Source organism: Rhodococcus sp. NPDC077669, from assembly GCF_040686915.1.
Lineage (GTDB): Bacteria > Actinomycetota > Actinomycetes > Mycobacteriales > Mycobacteriaceae > Rhodococcoides > Rhodococcoides fascians.
In genome coordinates, this window is record NZ_JBFBMD010000002.1 from 289555 (window position 1) to 311289 (window position 21735).

The following is a 21735-nucleotide window of genomic DNA, read 5'->3' on the forward strand; positions in this document are numbered from 1 at the left end:
ACTACTCCGGATCCAGCAAGCCCTCGGGCGGATCGATCTCGATTGTCTTGTCTGCCAACGACACAGAGGTCACGATGGCCGAGACGAAGGGTACGAGTATCTCGGAACGACCGGATTCCTCGTCAGCACTCGGCGTGATGGACAGCAGTTCGCCTGCTGCCGAGTGCAGGACCTCGCGGACGGTACCGACGACCGAACCGTCGGTGAGTACCACGGTGAGGCCTTCGAGTTCGTGATCGTAGAACTCGTCCGGATCGTCGGACGGCGGGAGATCGGTGGATTCGACGACGAAGAGAATCCCGCGCAGTTCGTCCGCTGCGGTCTTGTCGTCGATGCCGTTCAGACGCAGCAGAAGCCGCCCGGAGTGTTCCCGGACGGCGTCCACCGTGTGTGTCACGGGCTGTGCATTCGATCGTGGCTTGCGGCCACGCAGAACAGTGCCGACGGCGAATCTGTCGTCGGGGTCGTCGGTGCGAACCTCGACAACCACTTCACCTTTGATGCCGTGCGACTTGGCGACACGACCGATGACCAGCTCCATGATGGGTTACGTGACCTATTGGTCCGTGTCGACGACGTCGACTCGGATGCCGCGACCACCGATTCCGGAGACGAGAGTGCGCAGCGCCGTAGCGGTGCGACCACCGCGTCCGATGACCTTGCCCAGGTCGTCGGGGTGCACGTGAACTTCCACGGTGCGTCCACGACGGCCGGTGATCATCTCGACGCGAACGTCATCGGGATTGGCGACGATGCCGCGAACGAGATGTTCGACGGCATCGGCGACAACGGCACTCACTTCTCAGCAGCCTCGGCGGCCGGCGCGTCTGCCGTCTCGGTTGCTGCAGCGTCGGTGGTGTCCGCGGCAGCGGAATCGTCCGACTTCGGTGCCTTCTTCTTCTTGGCGGTGGTGGCCTCGCCCTGGGGCTCGGAATCCGCCTGCGCCAGCGCAGCGTTGAAGAGGTCGAGCTTGGACGGCTTGGGCTCGGCGACGCGGAGGGTGCCCTCGGTGCCGGGTAGGCCCTTGAACTTCTGCCAGTCGCCGGTGATCTTCAGCAGTGCCTCGACGGGCTCGGTCGGCTGCGCGCCGACGCCCAGCCAGTACTGCGCACGCTCGGAGTTGATCTCGATGACGCTGGGGTCCTGCTTGGGCTCGTACGTCCCGATGGTCTCGATTGCACGGCCGTTACGGCGGGTGCGGGCGTCGGAAATGACGACGCGGTAATGCGGGGTGCGGATCTTGCCGATACGCATGAGCTTGATCTTGACGGCCATGTTCTGGTGAAGCCTTTCGAGGAGTGGTCACTGCGCAATTCAGCGGTTCGCACGGCATGCGAACCCGGTTTTGCGTTGGAGTTGTCGTGACCGCCGCGCGGTACGTAACCGGAGACGGGCGAACAGCGGTCCATTCTGCCAGACGACCACCCGATACCCTCAATCGCCCGGTCAGGCCAGCAGAATCACCAAAGCCGGAAAGGTGTTGTTGACGGAGTGAGCCGTGGTCGACGCGACGATCGAGCCACTTCTCATTCTCGCGATGCCGATGGCGAGTCCTCCCCACAGCAGGACGACGAAGCGCCACCATTCTCGTTGCCAGATCGCGAACATCACCGCCGTGATCACCAGGACCACCCAGCGGTTGCCCAGCCACGCCATCGGCATGGGTCGAGTGCGCTTTTCGAGAGCTCCCCACAACATGCCGCGGAACATCGTTTCTTCGCAGATCGGTGCGCCGATCCAAATCCACACGGCGAAAACGACTTTCCACCCCACGGCGATGTCTGCCATACCACCCAGCGGTGCCTGATCCTGAAAATCGATACGCGAGAGCAGCACGAGTGCGAGCAGCACTCCACCGACGAGGGCGACTCCGCCCCAGGCCAGACCCGATCGGATATGACCGACGAGTTCGTGAACGGATCTCGGTAGCCCGAAGTCGACGACGGGGCCGTTGCCCCTCGACATCGTGACCGCCACCGCCAGTCCTGCGGCGAGCAGGCTCGGGATCATGATCCCCACGACGAACAGCGGCGAGGACTCCGAGGACACGACCAGGCCGAGGAGCAGGAACCCGGCAAGATTGAGGCCGAGCACGAGGGCGGCCGCCGGCAGTCCCCACCGTTGGCCGGGTCTGCGCTCCTCGGCCGCTGCTTCGGCACGCCAGTAGGTCTCGGACAGTCCCGAGCCCTGCTGTTGCACGTGATTCATCGGTGCCATTCCCGCCCAGCTGGGCCGGTTCACGTCGAATTCCCCCGCGCCTCCTGGTGTGCGGCCGAACTGGTCGGCATCGAATCGGTCCGGGCCTTGCCGCGGATCAACCATCGACGTATCCCGATCCACTCGCGGCGCGTCCACGACGATCGGTCACGCGGCCGCGCAGAATCACCAGCTCGGGGTTGGACAACACGTCCGCTCCCCCGCGCGGGTCGTCGGAGTACACGACGAGATCGGCGGGCGCACCGTGCTCGAGCCCGCCTCGCCCCAGCCACGACCGGGCGTCCCAGCAAGCAGCACCGAGCGCGTCGGTCGGTGACAATCCGACGCGTCCCAGAGCGTCCACCTCGTCGGCGATGCGGCCGTGCGCGATGGATCCGCCGGCGTCGGTTCCGGCGAAGATCGGGATACCTGCGTCGTGGGCACGGCCGACGGTATCGCCGACTCGCGCATGCAACGCGCGCATGTGCCGGGCGTAGACCGGGTAGCGGGTGGCCGAGTCCGCGATGCCGGGAAAGGTCTCGATGTTGATCAACGTCGGCACCAACGCTGTCCCGTGCTCGACCATCATCTCGATGGTCTCGTCGGTCAGGCCGGTGCCGTGTTCGATGCAGTCGATGCCTGCCGCGATCAGTCCGGGGAGCGCGTCTTCCCCGAAGACGTGCGCGGTGACGCGTGCCCCTTCCGCATGGGCCGCGGCAATGGCGTCGACGAGGATCGCGTCGTTCCAGAGGGGCCGGAGGTCTCCCACCGAGCGGTCGATCCAGTCACCGACGAGCTTGACCCACCCGTCGCCGAATCGCGCTTGTTGCGCCACCGCCTCGGGAAGTTGTGATTCGTCCTCGATGTCGATCGCCAGGCCAGGGATGTATCGCTTAGGGGAGGCGATGTGCCGCCCCGCCCTGATGATGCGTGGCAGATCGTCGTGGTCGTCCAACGCCCGCGTGTCGACCGGAGATCCCGCGTCACGCAGCAGCAGAGCCCCGACGCCTCGTTCGGTCTCGGCCTGCGCGATCGACCCGGCCAGGTCGGTGTGTCCTCCGCCGTACTCGATGCCGACATGACAGTGCGCGTCGACGAGCCCGGGCAGTATCCACCCGCCGTCGTGGATGAAGTCGGCATCGGCGATGGGCTCCGTGGACAGGACGCCGCCGTCGATCCACAGGTCGATCGGGGACTCGTCCGGCAGCCCGCGTCCCCGCACCCGCAATGCCGACACCGCAGGCCCGCTTACTTCTTCGGCAGCTTCAGCTGCGAGAGATCGATTCCCTCGAGTCCCGGCGGCAATTGATCGAGGCCCTTGGGCATCGACGACAGGTCGGGCATTCCGGCAGGCATTCCACCCGGCATTCCGGGGAACCCGCCGCGGATCTTCGGCTGTGTGGGCCCGCGAGCACCCTTCTTGCCTTTCTTGCCCTTCTTGTTGTTGCGCACCTGCTTTCGCGCACCCGGCATGCCCATCCGACCGGCCATCGCCGACATCATCTTGCGTGCCTCGAAGAACCGATCGACCAATTGGTTGACGTCGGAGACCTTCACGCCCGAGCCGTTCGCGATCCGCAGTCGTCGGGAGGCATTGATGATCTTCGGGTCGGTGCGCTCCTGCGGCGTCATGCCGCGAATGATCGCCTGCACCCGGTCGAGCTGCTTCTCGTCGACATTGGCCAGTTCTTTCATCTGGCCCGCGCCGGGCAACATTCCCAACAGATTTCCGATGGGCCCCATCTTGCGGACGGCCATCATCTGCTCGAGGAAGTCGTCGAGCGTGAGCTGGCCGGAGCCGATCTTGTTGGCGGTGGCCTCGGCCTGCTCGGCGTCGAAGTGCTGCTCGGCCTGCTCGATGAGGCTGAGCACGTCGCCCATGCCGAGGATGCGACTGGCCATGCGGTCGGGGTGGAAGACGTCGAAATCTTCGAGCTTCTCGCCGGTCGACGCGAACATGATGGGCTGCCCGGTCACCTCGCGCACGCTCAGTGCTGCGCCGCCGCGGGCATCGCCGTCGAGCTTGGTCAGCACGACACCGGTGAAGCCGACTCCGTCGCGGAACGCCTCGGCGGTGCTGACGGCGTCCTGGCCGACCATGGCGTCGAGAACGAACAAGGTTTCGTCCGGCTCGACCGCGTCGCGAATCCCGGCGGCCTGGCTCATCAGCTCGGTGTCGATACCGAGACGGCCTGCGGTGTCGACGATGACCACGTCGTACTGCTTGCTGCGAGCCTCGGCCACTCCGGCGCGGGCCACCTCGACCGGGTCCGCGGCCGACACGCCGAGCGCGTTCTCGCCACCGCCGATGGACGTGCCCGGGTGCGGGGCGAAGACTGCCGCGCCTGCCCGTTCGCCGACGATCTGGAGCTGGCTGACGGCACCGGGACGTTGCAGGTCACAGGCGACGAGAAGCGGGGTGTGACCCTGACCCTTCAGCCACTTGGCGAGCTTGCCCGCCAAGGTCGTCTTACCGGAACCCTGCAGGCCGGCCAGCATGATGACGGTGGGCGGGTTCTTGGCGAACACCAGTCTGCGTGTTTCGCCGCCGAGGATGCCGACCAGTTCCTCGTTGACGATCTTGACGACCTGCTGAGCCGGGTTGAGTGCGCCCGATACTTCGGCACCCTTGGCGCGGACCTTGATGCGGTTGATGAACTCCCGCACGACGGGCAACGCCACGTCCGCCTCGAGCAGGGCCAGTCGGATCTCGCGGGCTGTGGCGTCGATATCCGCACCGGACAGTCGACCTTTGCCACGCAGGTCCTTGAGAGTCCCGGTCAACCTGTCGGAAAGGGATTCGAACACCGATTGCACTCCTGAGCTAGCCGATCACCGAAAACGAGCCGAGTCCGGCACTGTCACCAGACCGAGTCCGGCGTTGTCACCAGACTAACGCCAGCCCACCTTATCCTCGCTCAGGGCGTCGGGCAGTGAGTCCGTTCGGTGCGGTGCGACCGGTCAGGCCTTGCTTGCCGAATCGCTCCACGTCACAGCGACGCCGCGGGTGGAGAGCCACTGTGCGGGATCGACTTTGACGCCGGCGGGATCGTGCACCTCGAAATGCAGGTGCGGGCCGGTCGACTGACCGCGATTGCCCACAGTTGCGATCTGTTCTCCGGCTGTGACCCGCTGACCGGGCTGCACCGAGAAGTCGTTGACGTGTCCGTAGATGGTCTCGGTGCCGTCGTCGTGCAGAACCTTGACCCAGAGCCCGAAACCGGACGCCGGTCCCGCATCGGACACCGTGCCGTCGGCTGCAGCGTAGATGGGCGTGCCGATCGGGGCGGCGATGTCCAGTCCGCTGTGCTGAGTGCCCCACCGCGAACCGAAGTTCGACGTCAACACTCCGGCGACGGGCTGGACCGTCGCCTTCTTCAACGAACGCAGACTCTCGAGCGGCGACGCCGGCCCGGCACCCGTTCCACCGAGTCCGACGTCGTCGAGCCACTGCTGGGCCGCGGCGTCCACCTCGGGGCCGAGAGCGGCGAGCGGTCCCGGAGTCGGTGCCTGTGTCGCGGCGTCCGACGGTACTGCCGAAGGATCGGTCTGTGGGGCCGGAGCCAAGTCCGGTGCGGCCTGCGGCGGCGCACCGAAAGGCGGCGCGAACTGCGGCAACTCGAATTGCGGTGGCACGAACTGCGGTGGTACGAACTGGGGCAGCTCGAATCCGGCAGGCAGCAAACCCTCCGGGACGGCGAAGGGGAATCCGGCCGCGGGCGGTTCCGGGACGGGTGCCGCGCCTGCGGTGCCCGCGCCCATGGTGGTCGCGCCGACGACGATGGCACCGGTTGCGGCGACGATGGTGGCCGCACGCCTGCCGGTGTCCTGAACTTCCTCCGCGGCGCGATGCTTGCCACCGGGCGTACCCGATGCCGTCTCGGCCGGTACGTAGATGTTCGACCGTCGGTGTGATCCCACAGTGCGCGCCTCTCGAAATGTCAGAATTGGAGCCTGCAGGAACGACGAGACGTTCGAGCAGCGGAGCCGGCAGTTCGGCCCGAAGGGCCTGCTGCGTCAGGTGACGAACATAACAAATCGGTCTCGAGGGTAAACCCATCGGCCGGAAGTTCGTGAAATGTCACCACGGCATGTCGGTTTCCGACGAACTTCCGACCAACGGTCAAGTGCCCTCGGGCTTTTCCGGGGGTTTGGGCGGTTCCGGCGATGGCACGACGGCGAGGAGCGCGCGTTCGAGATCCTCGCGCACAGCCCGACTGTCCGCGCCGGCCAAGTCGATGCAGAAGGAATCGACCACAGAACTACCCAGCGTCGATACCCGCGCCCAGCGAATATCGAATCCCTGCTGCTCGATTGCGCTCGCCAATCGACACAGCAGGCCGAGGCGGTCCTCGGCTCGCAGTTCGAGCACGACCTGACCCGGTTCGTTGTCGTCGAACCACAGCACCCGAGGCGGAGCCTGGGCGTACAGGACCGGCACAGCCGAATCCTCGCCGTCCTCGTCCGAGGTCTCGACGCGGGCGTCTCGTTCCTTCGCGTCGAGTACGGCGACCAGGTCGAGCTCGCCCGCCTGCGCACGGATGATCTCCTGCCGGATCAACCCCGCCTGCGGCGGAGCACCGAACAACGGTGCGACATCGAACGAGTTGATCGCCGAACCGTCGTGACTGCCGAGCGAGGCCGACAGCACCCGCAAGGAATGCAGTGCCAGCACTCCGGCCGCGTCGGACAGCAGTCCTGGAGTGTCGGGTGCAACCACGGTCACGACGAAGGTGTGCAGACCGTCGGTGGGCGTGATGTCGACGTGCACTCCCCCGCGCGAGGCCAACTCGATGTGCGCCGGGTCGAGCGGATCCGGCGACGGCAGAGTCTCTCCCGCCATCACCAGCCGACAACGACGAACGAGTTCACGGATCAGCGACGCCTTCCAGTCCCCCCACACCCCGGGTCCGGTCGCGAGAGAGTCCGCCTCGGCGAGTGCATGCAGAAGCTCCAGCAGAACGGTGTCCGCACCGAGCGCATCCACGACGGTCTGCACGGTTGCCGGGTCGTCCAGATCGCGCCGGGTGGCAGTCTCCGGCAGCAGGAGGTGATAGCGGACCATTGCCGTCAGCAGGGCCACGTCGGAGGGCCACAAGCCGAGCCGGTTACCGATCTGAACGGCGAGATCGGCACCGACGACGCTGTGGTCGCCGCCGCGTCCCTTTCCGATGTCGTGGACGAGCGCGCCGAGGACCAGCAGATCGGGACGAGCGACGCGTGTGGTCAATGCACTTGCGTACGCGGCAGTTTCGACCAGGTGTCGATCCACTGTCCAGGTGTGCACCGCATCTCGAGGCGGCAGATCTCGAACCGCACCCCATTCCGGAATCAGCCTGCCCCACAATCCGGTTCGATCGAGCGCCTCGATGGCCGCGATGGCCTTGCGGCCGGATCCCAGCAGCACCAACAGATCGTTGAGTGCTTCCTTGGGCCACGGCTCACGGAGTTCGGGGGCGCTGTCGGACAGGCGGTTGAGCGTGGAGGCAGACATCGGCATTCCGGTCTGAGCCGACGCTGCCGCAACCCGCATGATCAGACCCGGATCCTTGTTCGGTCGTGCGTCGCGTGCCAGCACCACCTCACCCGCGTGCTCGACGACTCCCTCGTCCAGCGGACGGCGAACGGGTACGCGACGTAGACGCGAAAGACCGCGTCGTGGAAGCGAATTGCCGGCGGTACGCAAACCCACATCGACGGAGTAGCTGATGGTGCGTGCCGAATCGCTGAGCACACGAGCGAGATCGAACCGATCGCCGATGCGAAGCGCAGCACCGATCTCGTCGGCGTCCTGCGCACGTAGCTGATCTCGCGCACGACCGGCCACCCGGTGCAGTTCGGTTCGCACGTCGAGAAGTCGCCCGTGCGCGAATGCCAAACCGCCGCCGGGTGATTCGGGTCCCAACCCGGGCATGCCATCGGTCAACTGAGCAATCGAGAGGGCGTCGAGCAGTTGCACGTCGCGCAGCCCGCCGCGGCCGCTCTTGAGGTCGGGTTCGGCACGGTGTGCGATCTCGCCGCTCCGTGCCCAGCGCCCCTGAGTCTGGCCGATCAGCTCGTCGAAGCGACCGCGAATTCCGGTGCGCCACTGCCGACGTATGCCACCGATCAACAGGTTGCTCAATTCCACGTCACCGGCGATGTGGCGTGCTTCGAGCATGCCGAGTGCTGCGGTCATGTCCGCCGCGGCAACCTGCAGGGCCTGCGGCACGGTACGCACACTGTGATCGAGCTTGATGTGGGCGTCCCACAACGGATACCAGAGCTTGTCGGCGACGTCGGCCACGATGCGGGGGTCGAGATCGTCGTGCAACAGAATCAAGTCCAGGTCGGAGTACGGCAGCAGTTCGCGACGCGCCAGACCTCCTACTGCGACTATCGCGAAACCGGAATCCGGCTTCACGCCCAGTTCTGCGCCCTTGGTGGTCAGCCAGAACTCGTGAAGATCGACGAGCGCCTGCCTGAGCGAGGGCGCATCGAGGCGGCGGTTGCGGGTGCCGCCGTCGAGCAGTTGCTTTCTGGCCCGAGCGAGATCCGCAGCTGCATCGCTCGTGCCCTTCGATGCGGAGCCCGTAGAGACCGAAGGCCCCGGTTCTGGCGCGCGTGCGCCAGAACCGGGGCCCCCGGACCGAGACCCTGTGGGGTCAGAGCGCATCGGCGCCACGTTCTCCGGTACGGACTCGGATGACCGAATCCACCGGGGAAACCCACACTTTGCCGTCACCGATCTTGCCGGTGCGGGCTGCTTCGACGATGACCTCGACGACCTTCTCCACTGCGGCGTCGTCGACGACTACCTCGACACGCACCTTCGGAACGAAATCGACCGAGTACTCCGCACCTCGGTAGACCTCGGTGTGGCCCTTCTGGCGGCCGTAGCCCTGAACCTCACTGACGGTCATTCCGAGCACGCCGGCCTGTTCCAGCCCCGTCTTGACGTCCTCCAGGGTGAACGGTTTGACGATTGCCGTGATCAGCTTCATTTTTGCTTCCCTTCACAAGACCTCGAGTGCCCGTTGTCGTACGGTGCAGCGTTCATCTCTATCTCTACCTTGTCAGGCGAAATCATATGCAGTCTCGGCGTGCTCGGCCTCGTCGATGCCGTTCGCCTCTTCCTCGTCCGTCACGCGCCAGCCCAGCGGCTTCAGAGCGAAGGCGATGACCGCGGTCACGATTGCGGTGAAGACCAATGCGAACAACGCGATGACGATCTGCACGACGAGCTGCTTGTAGTCACCACCGTAGAACAGGCCGGTCTCGGATCCGAGGAAGCCGATTCCGATGGTGCCCCACAGGCCTGCGACCAGGTGGACGCCGACGACGTCGAGCGAGTCGTCGTAACCGAACTTGAACTTCAGTCCGACGGCGAGAGCCGACAGCACGCCGGCGATGACGCCGAGGATCATGGCTCCGACCGGGGTGAGCGCACCGGCGGCCGGGGTGATGGCGACCAGACCTGCGACGATGCCCGATGCGGCACCGAGGCTGGTTGCGTGTCCGTCGCGGATGCGCTCGGTGATGAGCCAGCCTGCGATGGCCGCTGCGGTGGCCGCGGTGGTGTTGACCCAGGCCACGCCTGCGATGCCGTCGGCGGCGAATGCCGAACCGGCGTTGAATCCGAACCAGCCGAACCACAGCAGCGCTGCGCCGAGCATGACGAACGGGAGGTTGTGCGGACGGTAGGCGACCTTGCCGAATCCGGCTCGCTTGCCGATGATGATCGCCAGGATCAGGCCTGCGATACCGGCGTTGATGTGCACGACGGTTCCACCGGCGAAGTCGATCGGTGCGACGTTGGCGACGGTGTCACCGTCGTCGTTGACCATCGTTCCGAAAATCTTTGCAGCCAAGCCCTTCTCGGAGCCCGACAGCAGTCCACCGCCCCAGACCATGTGTGCCAGCGGGAAGTACGCGAGGGTGACCCAGATTCCTGCGAAGGCGAGCCAGGTGCCGTACTTGACTCGACCGGCGATCGAGCCGCTGATCAGGGCGACCGTGATGATGGCGAACGTGACCTGGAACGCTACGTCGATGACGTTGGCGTAACCCCATGCGCCGGCGATGTAGTTGCCGTCCGCGTCGGTGATCGAATCCTTGAGTCCGAAGAACTCGAACGGGTTGGCGAAGACACCGCCGATGTCCTGGGTGCCGTAGGACATCGACCATCCCCACAGGAAGTAGATGATCGAGACGACGGCCATAGCTCCGAACGACATCATCATCATGTTCAACACGGACTTCGACTGCGACATACCGCCGTAGAAGAACGCCAAGCCCGGCGTCATCAGCAGTACCAGCGATGCTGCCATCAGCATCCACGCGGCGTTGCCGGAGTTGGCCAACATATCCTCGGGACTCACGTACACCCTCCATTCTCCTGCACACCGGTTGGCGCGCCGTTACGCAAGAAGAGTGGTTTCACGAAGTTTCATCCGTGACACTCGGGTGTTTCGGGCATGTGAACGCATGACCGAATTCTGTTGCTAAAAGGTTTCGTGCTGGCGTTTGTGCTTTTTACCCGGTTCGCCGGAGCCCGGCGAGGTCGATCAACCGAGCAGTGCGTCGACGAACGCCCCTGGCTCGAACGGAGCCAGATCGTCGGCACCTTCGCCGAGACCGACGAGCTTGACGGGTACCCCGAGTTCCCGCTGTACCTGAAAAACGATGCCGCCCTTCGCGGTTCCGTCGAGCTTGGTCAGCACGACACCGGTGATGTCCACGATCTCGGCGAAGACGCGCGCCTGAGTCAGTCCGTTCTGGCCGACCGTCGCATCCAGAACGAGCAGCACGTCGTCGACGTGGGCCCGCTTCTCGATGACGCGCTTGACCTTGCTCAGCTCGTCCATCAGACCGGACTTCGTATGCAGGCGACCTGCGGTGTCGACCAGCACCACGTCGACTCCGTTCTCGATTCCCTTGCTCACCGCGTCGAAGGCAACGGCGGCCGGGTCGGCGGCTTCCTTACCGCGCACCACTTCGGCACCGACTCGCTCGGCCCAGGTCTGCAGCTGATCCGCGGCAGCAGCGCGGAACGTGTCGGCCGCACCGAGGAGCACTCGCCGGCCGTCCGCGACCAGGACACGGGCGAGCTTGCCGGTGGTCGTGGTCTTGCCGGTGCCGTTGACTCCGACGACCAACAACACCGCAGGCGCGCCGTCGTGCGGAAGCGCGCGAATCGAACGATCGAACTCCGGATGCAGTTGCGCCACCAGAATTTCCCGCAGCAAGGCTCGCGCATCGGCTTCGGTACGAATACTGCGAGCTGCCATCTGCTCGCGCAGCGTGCGCATGATCTCCGTCGTCGTGGCCGAGCCGATGTCGGCGATCAGCAGCGTGTCCTCGACTTCTTCCCAGGAGTCCTCGTCCAGGTCTCCGCCGCCGAGCAATCCGAGCAGGGACTTGCCCACCGCGGACTGGGAACGAGCCAGACGTCCACGAAGACGGTCCAACCGACCTTCGGTCGGATCGATGGTGTCCAGTCGAGGAGCAGGTGCCTCGGCGTCCGGGGCGGGTTCCGGCACCGCAGGCGCGGTGGGCTCGGCCGGCTCGGCGGGCTCGACAACCGGCACCTGAGGCTCGACGACCGGAACCTCGGGGTCGAGGACCTCCGGCTCGTCCCGAGTGTGGGTGGGTGGCACCGGCGTCGGCTCGACCGGGAAGGTCTCGACAGGCTTCGGGGCAGGCGGGACGGGCTTCGGGGCAGGCGGGACGGGCTCGGCGGTCGCAGTGCCCTGACTGAACGAGAAACCGCTGCCGGCGGTGTAGCCACCGGATCTGTCCTTGGTGGCCGCGTCCTCGATTCGGGCGGCCTCGTCCGACTTGAGGGACACTCTCCGGCGACGGGACAGAACGAACCCGGCGACGAGGACGACGAGCAGGACGGCAGCGATCGCCGCGACGATGATCCACGCTTGATTACTCACGTGACCATCCTCTCAGGTGGTCACGACCGAGCGCATCGGTGGTGCATCGCCGAAATGGACTGTCCGCCGTCCGGGTCGTGTCGATAGCATCGTCGCCATGACGTGGACCGCGGTGCGCGACGCCGACCAACTGACCGCCATGTTCGGCGAACCCAGCTTCCGGGCGGCCAACAAGGATCGCCGGACCCTGCATCCACTCGACGTGCACTGGCTCGCGGCCTCGCCTTTCTGCCTGATGGGAACCTCGGACGCGAGCGGGCGGTGCGACGTCTCCCCCAAGGGTGATCCGCCCGGCAGCCTGGTCCACGTCGTCGACGAGGCCACGATCGCACTGGCCGAACGGCCCGGTAATCGTCGAATGGACGGCTACCGCAACATTCTCGAGAATCCGTTCGTCGGCCTGAACTTCTTCGTGCCGGGGCGCGGCGACACCCTGCGCATCAACGGTCGCGCGTCGCTGGTGACCGACGCACCGTTCTTCGACGAACTGCAGGTCAAGGGCCACCGACCCATCATGTGCCTCGTCGTCGACATCGAGCAGGTGTTCCACCACTGCGCCAAGGCATTCATGCGGTCCAAGTTGTGGCAGCCGGACACGTGGGATGCGGACTCCATTCCCGATGTCGCGTCCTTGACGAAAGCGTTGATTCCGCAGGCACCCGAAACGGTGGAAGAACTCCGCGAGTACTACGGGCCCTCCTACGCCGAGCAGCTCTACCCCGAGAAGTAGCGCAGCCTCACGTCGCGGAATCGGTGTCGCTGGGCACCGACACGTCCGGTTCGGCGGCCTCGACGGCAGGTTCGACTGCATCGACGGCGACGCGCTCGCGATTGAGCCGCTGCGAGATGACGGTGGTGATGCCGTCACCGCGCATACTGACGCCGTAGAGGGCGTCGGCCACTTCCATCGTCGGCTTCTGGTGCGTGATGACGATCAGTTGCGACTTCTCGCGGAGTTGCTCGAACAAACCGATGAGTCGCCGCAGGTTGGTGTCGTCCAGCGCTGCTTCGACCTCGTCCATCACGTAGAACGGCGACGGTCGAGCACGGAAGATCGCCACGAGCATCGCAACGGCCGTCAGCGACTTCTCGCCGCCGGACAGCAGCGACAGCCGCTTGACCTTCTTGCCGGGCGGCCGTGCTTCCACTTCGATTCCGGTGGTGAGCATGTCCGACGGGTCGGTCAGAATCAGCCGTCCCTCGCCCCCGGGGAACAGTTTGGCGAAGACACCGGTGAATTCACGCTCGACGTCCAGCCAGGCCTCGGTGAACACCTGCAGGATGCGGTCGTCCACGTCGGCGACGACCCCGAGCAGGTCCTTGCGCGCGGACTTGACGTCCTCGAGCTGGGTGGACAGAAAGTTGTATCGCTCTTCCAGTGCCGCGAACTCTTCCAGAGCCAGCGGGTTCACCTTGCCGAGCGTGGCCAGATCCCGTTCGGCGCGTTTGACACGCGCCTGCTGAGTGGCGCGGTCGAACGGCATCGGGGCGGGTGCCACCACCTGCTCACCGCGTTCCTTGGCCGCCTCGTACTCGGCCATTTCGAGTTCGGTCGGAGGCAGCGGGACGTCGGGGCCGTATTCCGCCACCAGATCGTCGAGCCCGATCCCGTGCTGTTCGAGAATGGTCGTCTCGAGTTGCTCGATGCGCAGAGCGGCCTGGGCACGCGCCACCTCGTCGCGGTGCACCGCGTCGGTGATCGAGGCCAACTGTCCCTGCAGTGCCCGAACCTGCTCCTTCACCGTGTCGAGTTCGGCTGTGCGCGTTGTCCGTTCGGCCGAGAGCTCGTCGCGCCGTCGTGCGGCAGCAGCGACGACCGCCCCGAGACGAGTCGCGAGCTCTTCACCCGACTCCGCCACTGCGGCAGCGACCGCGGCAGCATGACGCCGAGCCGCGCTCTCCCTCTCGGCCCTGGCTCTGGCCTCCCGCTCGGCTCGCGCCGCCCGGCGTAGCGAATCTGCCCGTCCCCGGACCGACTGCGCACGCTCCTCCGCGGTGCGCACGTTCAGCCGAGCTTCGACTTCCACGGCGCGAACCTCGGTGAGCGCGGCCGCCGCCATTTCACGCTCCATCGTGGTGGCCGCGTCGCCGCTCTCACCGTCTCCCACGAACCCGGATTGTTCGTCCTCGGCGGATCGCAGGCTGTCTTCGAGCTCGGCCAGCCGAGCGACCGCTTCCTCGCGACTCGTCTCTGCCGAATCACGCTGCGTCGTCAACCGTGCCGACTCGGCATGAGCAGACCGCGCCAATTGACCGAGCCTGCCCAGCTGCTCGTACACAGCTGCCATAGCGGCATCGGATTCGTTGAGGGCAGCCAGAGCCTGCTCCGCCGATTCACGTCGGTCGCGCTGTTCCGCGAGTGCACCAGAGAGCGCAGCATCGAGTTCCTCGGCCCGGCGCACGGCCGCAGCCAGCTCGACGGTCGAGGTGTCGATGGCGGATTGCACTTCGAGCGTGCTGGGCCGTCGGTCCGATCCTCCGGTCACCCACCCGGGTTCTACGACGTCGCCGTCCTTGGTCACCGCGCGCAGTCGGCCGTTGTCGGAGACGAGTCGGTGCGCGGTGTCGAGCGAGTCGACGGCGACCACGCCGTCGAGCAATGCCGTCATGGCACCGGCCAGGCGGTCCGGGTAGTCGATGAGATCGAGCACCCACCGCGCGCCATCAGGAAGTTCGGGACGTGAGAGTGGTTGCACTGCAACGGAACTGCTGTGCACTATGGCTGCGCGACCACCGTCCGCGGCGCGGAGCGCCAGGACTGCATCGCGGGCAGCGGCGAAGGACTCTGCATGGGCAGCGTCGGCCGCCGGTCCCATCGCGACTGCGACCGCGATCTCGTATCCCGGCTCGACCGTCAGGTGCCCGGCCAGCAGTCCCGACAGTCCGTCCTGTTCGTTCTCCACCAACCAGCCGGCACCGTCTTTTCGTTCGAGGCCCATCGTCAGCGCCTCGATCCTCGCTTCGAAGGACGCCACCCGCTTACCCGCGGTGCGTTCCTCTGCCTGCAATTCCGAGACACGCGCATCGGCATGACGTAGCGCAGCCACTGCGCGCTCGTAGTGGGTGTCCAAGCTCAGTTCGCTGGCGTCGAGGGTACCGACCTGGTCCTGCACGCTCTCGAACTCGCGCTGGGCCGCCTCGCCCCGTTCACGGGCCTCGTCGATGGCCACCGACAGGCGTGCCACCTCGGCGTCGATCGATTCGACCTTGGTCCGGAAAGTATCGACCCGCCCGGACAAGCGTGCAAAGCCCTCCCTGCGATCGGCCACCGCACGCACGGCCGCCAGGTGCGCCCGTTCCGCGGCCGCAGCCGCCGACTCTCGTTCGGCCAACTGTTCGCGGGCCGCTTCGAGGGTTTCCCGCGCCATCTCCACGGCTTCGACGAGTTCCATCTCTTCTTCGGCAACCCGCTCGGCTTGTGCCTCCAGCTCGTCTGGGTCCTGCCCTCGACCGGCGCTCTGCACGGAGTCGAGGTGCCGGGCCCGCTCGTGCGCGATGCGAACAGTCGCGTTGACTCGTTCGGCCAGCGCGGAAAGTCGAAACCACGTCTGCCCGGCGGCTTCGGCGCTGGGCGTCAGGCGAGCCACGGCTTGCTCGTGTTCGGCGAGGGCTACGGTCCCCGCCTCGAGGGCGTCCTGCACCATCGCATACTGCTCGCGAGCCGCTTCCTCGTCCTGCGTCTGGTTGGCGAATTCTTCTCGCCTGGCCACCAAATCGTCTGCCGCCAGCCGGAGGCGGGCGTCGCGCAGGTCTGCCTGCACCGTCTGCGCTCGACGTGCGACCTCGGCCTGCCGACCCAACGGCTTGAGTTGCCGACGCAGTTCGGTCGTCAGATCGGTCAGTCGCGCGAGATTGGCCTGCATCGCGTCGAGTTTGCGGACCGCCTTTTCCTTGCGTTTGCGGTGCTTGAGAACGCCGGCAGCTTCCTCGATGAATGCTCGCCGGTCCTCTGGGCGGGATTCGAGAATCGCCGCCAGCCGGCCCTGCCCGACGATCACGTGCATCTCGCGCCCGATACCGGAGTCGCTCAGCAGCTCCTGGACGTCCATCAAACGGCAGGAGCTTCCGTTGATTTCGTACTCGCCCGCACCATCGCGAAACATGCGGCGGGTGATCGATACCTCGGAGTAGTCGATCGGCAGCGCTCCGTCGGAGTTGTCGATCGTCAGCGTCACCTCGGCCCGACCCAGCGGCGCTCGACCCGAGGTTCCCGCGAAGATGACGTCTTCCATCTTGCCGCCGCGCAGGGCTTTGGCACCCTGCTCGCCCATCACCCAGGTCAGAGCGTCCACGACATTCGATTTACCGGAGCCGTTCGGTCCGACCACGCAGGTGATACCGGGCTCGAATCGAAGAGTCGTCGCCGAAGCGAAGGACTTGAAGCCCTTGAGCGTCAGACTCTTCAGATACATAGCGTCCGTACTTTACCGGCCAGGTGCCCACCCGCGCGCCCAGCCTCCGGTAGTGCAGGTCAGCGCTCGACGAAACCGCTCAGATCACCGCGGGCCGACCCCCAACTCTCGACGACGAGCGTCACCGTGCCGGGGGTTCCACCGCCGCGTAGCAGTTCGAGAAGCGCGTCGAGACGATCGCGCGGTCCCTCGGCGATCACCAGCACCCGTCCGTCGGCGTGGTTGGTCGCATGACCGACGAGACCGAGTTCGAGAGCACGCGATCGAGTCCACCACCGAAACCCGACGCCCTGCACCAGGCCGTGCACCCACGCCGTCAGACGCTCGTCGTTCATGCCGGGCTCAACTCTCGGACGGATCCGTCGAAACTCGTTGCGTACAACGACGTCGGGTCGAATCCCACCCCGCCGAACGCGACCGCGGATGTCAGCGGCACACCTGTCGCCACGGCACACGACGACCCCGACGTCGGGTCGATGCGAATAACTCGTCCCGCGAGATTCTGTGCGAGATAGATCATTCCGTCGACACCCACGGTCAGGTCGTCCGACATGGTGAGTGGTCCGAATCCGTCGACGCGAACACGCGAGACCGAACCGGACGGATCCTGCTCGTCGAGGACGTACACGACGGGCTCGACATCGAACGTGTTGCCCACGTAGATCTTTCCGCGCGCAATCGCAATCCCGTTGGCAGACCCCAGATCCGTACGTACCGTCGACACGGTGCGATCGGTCGCGATCCGGCTCAGGCCTGCAGCGACACCCAGATTACGGGTGGTGAAGAGATCACCCGTCTCCGATCTCGCCAGTCCGTTGGGCATCGCCAGGCCCGACGCGTACGTCGAGCGACCACCGGTATCGAGATCGAGCGCGTCGATCGTTCCGGTCGAGGAATCGAAAAGTCCTGCGGCCGCACTGTTTCCGGTGGTGAAGTACAGGGTGTCTCCGTCCCGCACCAAGCCGCCGGGTGACTCGACGCCCGACACCAGAGTGCCCCGGTCTCCGTTCGGCGCGACGCTACGTAGAGCACCCGGTCCGATCGGCGACGTCTCGGAAACGATCATCGAGCCGCGGCCGTCGAACTCCAGATTCTCGAGCATCCCGAATCCCGACGCCACTGTGCTCACCGACCACGGAGTACACGCACTCGACGCCTGTGCGGCCGGGGCCGCGGCGATCGACGCGCCGCAGAGCAACGCCGCAGTGAGGATCGCCCGAGACTTCATCAGGCGTCCACGTCGATGTCCAGGTTGATCGTCGTTCCGGCCTTCAAGGTCCGCCCGACCGTGCACACCTTGTCGATGGCACGCTCGACGACGGTCAGCAGGCGTTGCTGCGCCTCGGGGTCCATCGCGCCGAGGTCGACTCGAAGGATCTCGTTCAACTCGGGATAGAGCTCGTTCTCGCGGTCGGCGGCCCCGGACACCTCGACGGTGGCGGAGTAGTCGTCACCGAGTCGACGAGAGAGCGGGACGTCGGAGCTCATGCCCGTGCACGCCGCGAGGGCGATCTTGAGCAGCTCCCCCGGAGTGAAAACACCCTCGACCGATTCGGACCCGATGAGCACCTCGGCTCCCCGCGAACTGCGACCGGTGTATCGACGTGTGCCTGTGCGCTCGACCCAGAGGTTGGTCGGCGTGCTCTGTTCTGCCATGACCGAAATACTAGGCGGGCGGTTCAGGAGTGGAGCCTGCGGAATGAGGTCAGGTCCGGAGGTGTCGCGGCCGCGGCTGGCAGGTGGGGCAGCTGAACGAGGAGCGGTTCATGAATTTTTCGCGCCGGATCGGTGCGCCGCACCTCGAACAGGGCAGTCCTTCCTGCCCGTAGGCATCGAGCGACCTGTCGAAGTAGCCGGACTGCCCGTTGACGTTGACGTACAGCGCATCGAAGGAGGTTCCGCCTTGAGCGAGGGCCTCCCCCATCACCGCGTGGACCCCGGTCAGCAGACGCCGCAGCGCGGGACGCGTCAGTGTTTCTGCGATTCGATTGCCGTGAATCTTCGCGCGCCACAACGCTTCGTCTGCGTATATGTTGCCGACACCGGACAGCACGGTCTGGTCGAGCAGTGCCCGCTTGATCTCGGTGTGCTTGCCGCGCAACACGTTCACCACCGATTCGGCATCGAACAGTGGGTCGATAGGATCGCGGGCGATGTGCGCGACCGGTTCGGGTACCTGGGTTCCGTTCACCGTCACGATCGGAGCGAGTGCCCAACCGCCGAAGGTCCGTTGGTCGACGAAGCGGAGGTCGCTGCCGTCGTCCAGGCGAGCTCGAATTCTCAGGTGCTTCTCGTCCGGGACAGTGGGAGGCTGCACGAGCATTTGCCCGCTCATACCCAGGTGGACGACGGTCGCGAAATCTCCGGGTTCCATCACCAGCCACAGATACTTGCCACGCCGCTGGGCCGAGGCGATGCGCTGGCCCTGCAATTGGCCGATCAGATCGAGGCCGCCGAGGTCGTGCCGCCGTACGGCGCGAGGGTGCAGCACCTCCACCGAGCGCACCGTCTTGCCGACCACGTGGGATTCCAGGCCGAGCCGGACCACCTCGACCTCAGGCAGTTCGGGCATCAGGAAGAGTCGGATGCGGAGTCGGCAACGACAGGAGTCTCGTTGTCCGACAACGAGTTCCACGCCGTGCTGGCAGCCTTCTGCTCGGCTTCCTTCTTCGATCGGCCCACCCCGACGCCGCGCGGGAATCCGCCGACGAGCACAGTGGCCGTGAATTCCTTGTCGTGGTCGGGTCCGGTGGACGAGATCTCGTACGCGGGGACACCCAATGCACGTTCCGCAGTCAACTCCTGCAGGCTGGTCTTCCAATCCAGACCCGCACCGAGCTTGGGAGCCCGATCGAGCAAGCCGGCGAACAGTGTCAGAACCACGGTGCGGGCAACATCGATTCCGTGTTGCAGATGGATGGCACCCAGCAAGGACTCCATACCGTCGGCCAAGATGCTGGGCTTGTCGCGCCCGCCGGTCTGCTCTTCGCCCTTACCCAGCAACAGATGACGACCGAGGCCGCCGTCACCGAGATCACGAGCCACCTCGGCGAGCGCATGCATGTTGACCACACTGGCTCTGATCTTGGCCAGCTGACCTTCGGACTTGGTGGGGTGCACCGCGTACAGGTGCTCGGTGACCGCCAAGCCGAGCACGGAGTCGCCCAAGAACTCGAGCCGTTCGTTGGTCGGCAGACCACCGTGCTCGTAGGCGAACGACCGGTGCGTCAGAGCGAGGGTCAACAAGGGTTCGGACAGAGAAACACCGATAGCGGCGAGGAGCGACTCTCGGTCGTCCCCGCCGCTGACGGCAGTGGAGCTATTGTTCTGTGGCCCGCCGTTGTGTCGGTCCACTACTTCGTTTGTCACCTGAGCGGGAATCAGACCGCTGCGACGACCTGGCGGCCCTTGTAGGTACCGCACGAAGGGCACGCGATGTGGGGCAGCGTCTTCTCGCCGCAACCACGGTTGGGGCACGTCACGAGGGTGGGCGCAGTGGTTTTCCACTGTGCACGACGCGACCTCGTGTTGGAACGCGACATTTTGCGCTTCGGGACAGCCACTTACTTCTCCTCGGCTTCGTTGTTCACAAGTTCTGTGCTCGGTTCTGAATCCACGCCAAATTTGGCTGCAAGTCCAGCCCAGCGAGAATCAATTGTATCGTGACTGTGGCCGGATTCAGCAATCGCCAGGCGAACGCCGCATTCTGGGCACAATCCCTCGCACTCGTCACTGCAGACGGGGTGGAGTGGAAGCTCCAGACCGACCGCGTCGACGATGACGGGTTCGAGATCTATCAGGTCGTCGACGATGCGGTGAATCTCGTCCGCATCCGTCGTCTCCTCGGTGATGCTGTTCGGGTAAGCGAACAGCTCGGTGAGGTAGACGTCGACATTGCCAGTGACCGGGTCGAGGCAGCGCGTGCACTCACCGGCCGTGGCAGCTCGCACGGAACCGGTGACGAGAACGCCCTCGGATACCGCCTGCAACTGCAGATCGAGCGAAACCGGTACACCGGCTTCGATGGCGATGGCATCGAGGCCGATTCGGGAAGGAGCCGGAACCGTCCGCTCGATGGTTTTCGTCGACCCGGGTCGACGACCGAGGTTGAGAATGTCCAGAACGAATCCTGCGTCCAGTTCGGGACGCGTCGTTCTTTTGGGCGGGGGCACGGCTGATCTTCCTTACTGTCGGTGTGCCTACTGTCGGTAAGCAACCACACAACGATACGCATCTGCGCATACGTGAGCAAATCGTGACGGGTCAGTGCCGACTACGACGTCCCTGATCTGCACTTCCGTAGGAGGTGTCACCGTACGGTTCGTTGCCGTAGTCCGGGACGCCCGAGCCGGTGCGCAACTGCTGCCGACCGCCACCCACCGACCGAATGGTGCCGCTGAGGAACTCCTCGAACTCTGCGAGCTTGGTGTCGACGTAGACGTCGCACTCGCTGCGCATCCGATCGGATTCGGCGTGCGCGCTGTCGATCACCCGAGCCGACTCGGCGTGGGCCGCCTGAACGACCTCCGTCTCCGAGACGAGCCGGTTCTGTTCGGCGATGCCGTCTGCGACCGACCGCTCGTACGACGCCGTACCGGACTCGATCATCCGATCGGCCTCGGTGCGAGCGCGAACGGTCAGCGCCTCGTACTCACGCTGGCCTTCGAGCACCGTTCGCTCGGCCTCGGCTTCGGCATCGGCCACGAGCTGATCGGCATGCGCCGACGCTTCGGACACCATGCGATCGGCCTGGGCTTTGGCGTCGGCGAGAATGCGGTCCGCCGAGTCGCGTGCGTTCTCCACCGTGTCCTGAGCTTCGGCGTTCGCACTGGTGACGGTCTTCTCCGCCGTCGCCCGCGCGTCACCCACCAGCTTGTCGCGATGATCCAACACGTCCTGCGCATCGTCGAGCTCGCCGGGTATGGCGTCACGGACGTCGTCGAGCAGTTCCAGGACATCGCCGCGAGGGACGACGCACCCGGCAGTCATCGGAACGCCGCGCGCCTCCTCGACAATGGCGACGAGCTCGTCGAGCGCCTCGAATACGCGGTACACCGGTTACCCCAATCGTCGAATCTGCCACCGCGAACGCATCTGCTCCGCAGACGACACCCACAGTTCTTCGCTGCTCAGTCTGCCCGCCGATACGCCGGTCTGCGCTATACCCACCCGGTGTGTCGCCCTTTCGAACTACTGGGCCATCG

At 65.6% G+C, this 21735-nt stretch carries 21 protein-coding genes; 1 reads left to right on the plus strand and 20 read right to left on the minus strand.

Annotation, left to right across the window (positions count from 1 at the left end):
- Nucleotide 1 precedes the first annotated feature (1 nt).
- The 11 genes from rimM to ftsY all read right to left on the minus strand — a co-directional run bounded on the left by rimM (nt 2) and on the right by ftsY (nt 12119).
- Nucleotides 2-541, minus strand: a complete 540-nt coding sequence (rimM, locus tag AB0P23_RS03900; protein WP_027496688.1) for a ribosome maturation factor RimM — start codon at nt 539-541, stop codon at nt 2-4.
- Between the two features lie 15 nt (nt 542-556).
- Nucleotides 557-799, minus strand: a complete 243-nt coding sequence (locus AB0P23_RS03905; RefSeq protein ID WP_027496687.1) for an RNA-binding protein — start codon at nt 797-799, stop codon at nt 557-559.
- Nucleotides 796-1275 carry a 30S ribosomal protein S16 gene (gene rpsP / locus AB0P23_RS03910; RefSeq protein WP_027496686.1) on the minus strand — a complete coding sequence of 160 codons (480 nt, stop codon included), beginning with the start codon at nt 1273-1275 and terminating at the stop codon, nt 796-798. Before rpsP ends, AB0P23_RS03905 begins: the two co-directional genes overlap by 4 nt.
- Nucleotides 1276-1446: 171 nt before the next feature.
- Complete coding sequence (locus AB0P23_RS03915) at nt 1447-2322, minus strand: CPBP family intramembrane glutamic endopeptidase (RefSeq protein ID WP_363796837.1); 876 nt, start codon at nt 2320-2322, stop codon at nt 1447-1449.
- Nucleotides 2315-3433 (minus strand): amidohydrolase family protein, encoded by a 1119-nt coding sequence (locus AB0P23_RS03920; RefSeq protein WP_027496684.1) that lies wholly within the window; start codon nt 3431-3433, stop codon nt 2315-2317. The genes AB0P23_RS03915 and AB0P23_RS03920 overlap by 8 nt, the downstream gene beginning before the upstream one ends.
- A gap of 11 nt (nt 3434-3444) precedes the next feature.
- Nucleotides 3445-5004, minus strand: coding sequence for a signal recognition particle protein (ffh, locus tag AB0P23_RS03925; protein WP_032366589.1), 1560 nt, complete (start codon nt 5002-5004; stop codon nt 3445-3447).
- Nucleotides 5005-5157: 153 nt separating this feature from the next.
- Entirely contained in the window at nt 5158-6117 is a 960-nt protein-coding gene (locus AB0P23_RS03930; RefSeq protein WP_032400567.1) for a M23 family metallopeptidase, read from the minus strand.
- Nucleotides 6118-6319: 202 nt separating this feature from the next.
- The gene (locus AB0P23_RS03935; RefSeq protein WP_027496681.1) at nt 6320-8851 is read right to left on the minus strand and encodes a [protein-PII] uridylyltransferase; all 2532 of its coding nucleotides are present in this window, start codon (nt 8849-8851) and stop codon (nt 6320-6322) included.
- Nucleotides 8841-9179 carry a P-II family nitrogen regulator gene (locus tag AB0P23_RS03940; protein WP_019664269.1) on the minus strand — a complete coding sequence of 113 codons (339 nt, stop codon included), beginning with the start codon at nt 9177-9179 and terminating at the stop codon, nt 8841-8843. The genes AB0P23_RS03935 and AB0P23_RS03940 overlap by 11 nt, the downstream gene beginning before the upstream one ends.
- A gap of 72 nt (nt 9180-9251) precedes the next feature.
- Nucleotides 9252-10541: an ammonium transporter gene (locus AB0P23_RS03945; protein WP_032366395.1), complete on the minus strand. Its 1290-nt coding sequence runs from the start codon at nt 10539-10541 to the stop codon at nt 9252-9254.
- A gap of 201 nt (nt 10542-10742) precedes the next feature.
- The gene (gene ftsY, locus AB0P23_RS03950) at nt 10743-12119 is read right to left on the minus strand and encodes a signal recognition particle-docking protein FtsY (RefSeq protein ID WP_032400565.1); all 1377 of its coding nucleotides are present in this window, start codon (nt 12117-12119) and stop codon (nt 10743-10745) included.
- 97 nt (nt 12120-12216) lie between these two features.
- Between ftsY and AB0P23_RS03955 the strand changes: the two genes are divergently transcribed.
- Nucleotides 12217-12849: an MSMEG_1061 family FMN-dependent PPOX-type flavoprotein gene (locus AB0P23_RS03955; protein WP_032383417.1), complete on the plus strand. Its 633-nt coding sequence runs from the start codon at nt 12217-12219 to the stop codon at nt 12847-12849.
- A gap of 7 nt (nt 12850-12856) precedes the next feature.
- Here AB0P23_RS03955 and smc read toward each other — a convergent pair whose 3' ends face one another.
- The 9 genes from smc to AB0P23_RS04000 all read right to left on the minus strand — a co-directional run bounded on the left by smc (nt 12857) and on the right by AB0P23_RS04000 (nt 21586).
- Nucleotides 12857-16531: a chromosome segregation protein SMC gene (gene smc, locus AB0P23_RS03960; protein WP_032400564.1), complete on the minus strand. Its 3675-nt coding sequence runs from the start codon at nt 16529-16531 to the stop codon at nt 12857-12859.
- Between the two features lie 59 nt (nt 16532-16590).
- Nucleotides 16591-16866 (minus strand): acylphosphatase, encoded by a 276-nt coding sequence (locus AB0P23_RS03965; RefSeq protein WP_027496676.1) that lies wholly within the window; start codon nt 16864-16866, stop codon nt 16591-16593.
- Nucleotides 16863-17759: an SMP-30/gluconolactonase/LRE family protein gene (locus AB0P23_RS03970; protein WP_057474107.1), complete on the minus strand. Its 897-nt coding sequence runs from the start codon at nt 17757-17759 to the stop codon at nt 16863-16865. The genes AB0P23_RS03965 and AB0P23_RS03970 overlap by 4 nt, the downstream gene beginning before the upstream one ends.
- Nucleotides 17759-18187, minus strand: a complete 429-nt coding sequence (locus AB0P23_RS03975) for an OsmC family protein (protein ID WP_283550154.1) — start codon at nt 18185-18187, stop codon at nt 17759-17761. Before AB0P23_RS03975 ends, AB0P23_RS03970 begins: the two co-directional genes overlap by 1 nt.
- A gap of 49 nt (nt 18188-18236) precedes the next feature.
- On the minus strand, nt 18237-19103 hold the full coding sequence (gene mutM / locus AB0P23_RS03980; RefSeq protein ID WP_032372632.1) for a bifunctional DNA-formamidopyrimidine glycosylase/DNA-(apurinic or apyrimidinic site) lyase: 867 nt from the start codon (nt 19101-19103) through the stop codon (nt 18237-18239).
- Nucleotides 19103-19900 carry a ribonuclease III gene (rnc, locus tag AB0P23_RS03985; RefSeq protein ID WP_230591199.1) on the minus strand — a complete coding sequence of 266 codons (798 nt, stop codon included), beginning with the start codon at nt 19898-19900 and terminating at the stop codon, nt 19103-19105. Before rnc ends, mutM begins: the two co-directional genes overlap by 1 nt.
- An 11-nt stretch (nt 19901-19911) precedes the next feature.
- Nucleotides 19912-20094, minus strand: coding sequence for a 50S ribosomal protein L32 (rpmF, locus tag AB0P23_RS03990; protein WP_032397784.1), 183 nt, complete (start codon nt 20092-20094; stop codon nt 19912-19914).
- Nucleotides 20095-20703, minus strand: a complete 609-nt coding sequence (locus AB0P23_RS03995; RefSeq protein WP_363796842.1) for a DUF177 domain-containing protein — start codon at nt 20701-20703, stop codon at nt 20095-20097. It abuts the gene before it with no gap.
- Between the two features lie 91 nt (nt 20704-20794).
- Nucleotides 20795-21586 (minus strand): DivIVA domain-containing protein, encoded by a 792-nt coding sequence (locus tag AB0P23_RS04000; RefSeq protein ID WP_363796844.1) that lies wholly within the window; start codon nt 21584-21586, stop codon nt 20795-20797.
- Between the last annotated feature and the right edge of the window lie 149 nt (nt 21587-21735).

Coding starts and splice junctions, on each gene's coding strand:
- rimM (WP_027496688.1), bottom strand. CDS start 541: ATGGAGCTGGTCATCGGTCGTGTCGCCAAGTCGCACGGCATCAAAGGT.
- rpsP (WP_027496686.1), bottom strand. CDS start 1,275: ATGGCCGTCAAGATCAAGCTCATGCGTATCGGCAAGATCCGCACCCCG.
- AB0P23_RS03915 (WP_363796837.1), bottom strand. CDS start 2,322: ATGGTTGATCCGCGGCAAGGCCCGGACCGATTCGATGCCGACCAGTTC.
- AB0P23_RS03935 (WP_027496681.1), bottom strand. CDS start 8,851: ATGCGCTCTGACCCCACAGGGTCTCGGTCCGGGGGCCCCGGTTCTGGC.
- AB0P23_RS03940 (WP_019664269.1), bottom strand. CDS start 9,179: ATGAAGCTGATCACGGCAATCGTCAAACCGTTCACCCTGGAGGACGTC.
- AB0P23_RS03945 (WP_032366395.1), bottom strand. CDS start 10,541: ATGTTGGCCAACTCCGGCAACGCCGCGTGGATGCTGATGGCAGCATCG.
- AB0P23_RS03955 (WP_032383417.1), top strand. CDS start 12,217: ATGACGTGGACCGCGGTGCGCGACGCCGACCAACTGACCGCCATGTTC.
- smc (WP_032400564.1), bottom strand. CDS start 16,531: ATGTATCTGAAGAGTCTGACGCTCAAGGGCTTCAAGTCCTTCGCTTCG.
- AB0P23_RS03965 (WP_027496676.1), bottom strand. CDS start 16,866: ATGAACGACGAGCGTCTGACGGCGTGGGTGCACGGCCTGGTGCAGGGC.
- AB0P23_RS03970 (WP_057474107.1), bottom strand. CDS start 17,759: ATGAAGTCTCGGGCGATCCTCACTGCGGCGTTGCTCTGCGGCGCGTCG.
- AB0P23_RS03975 (WP_283550154.1), bottom strand. CDS start 18,187: ATGGCAGAACAGAGCACGCCGACCAACCTCTGGGTCGAGCGCACAGGC.
- mutM (WP_032372632.1), bottom strand. CDS start 19,103: ATGCCCGAACTGCCTGAGGTCGAGGTGGTCCGGCTCGGCCTGGAATCC.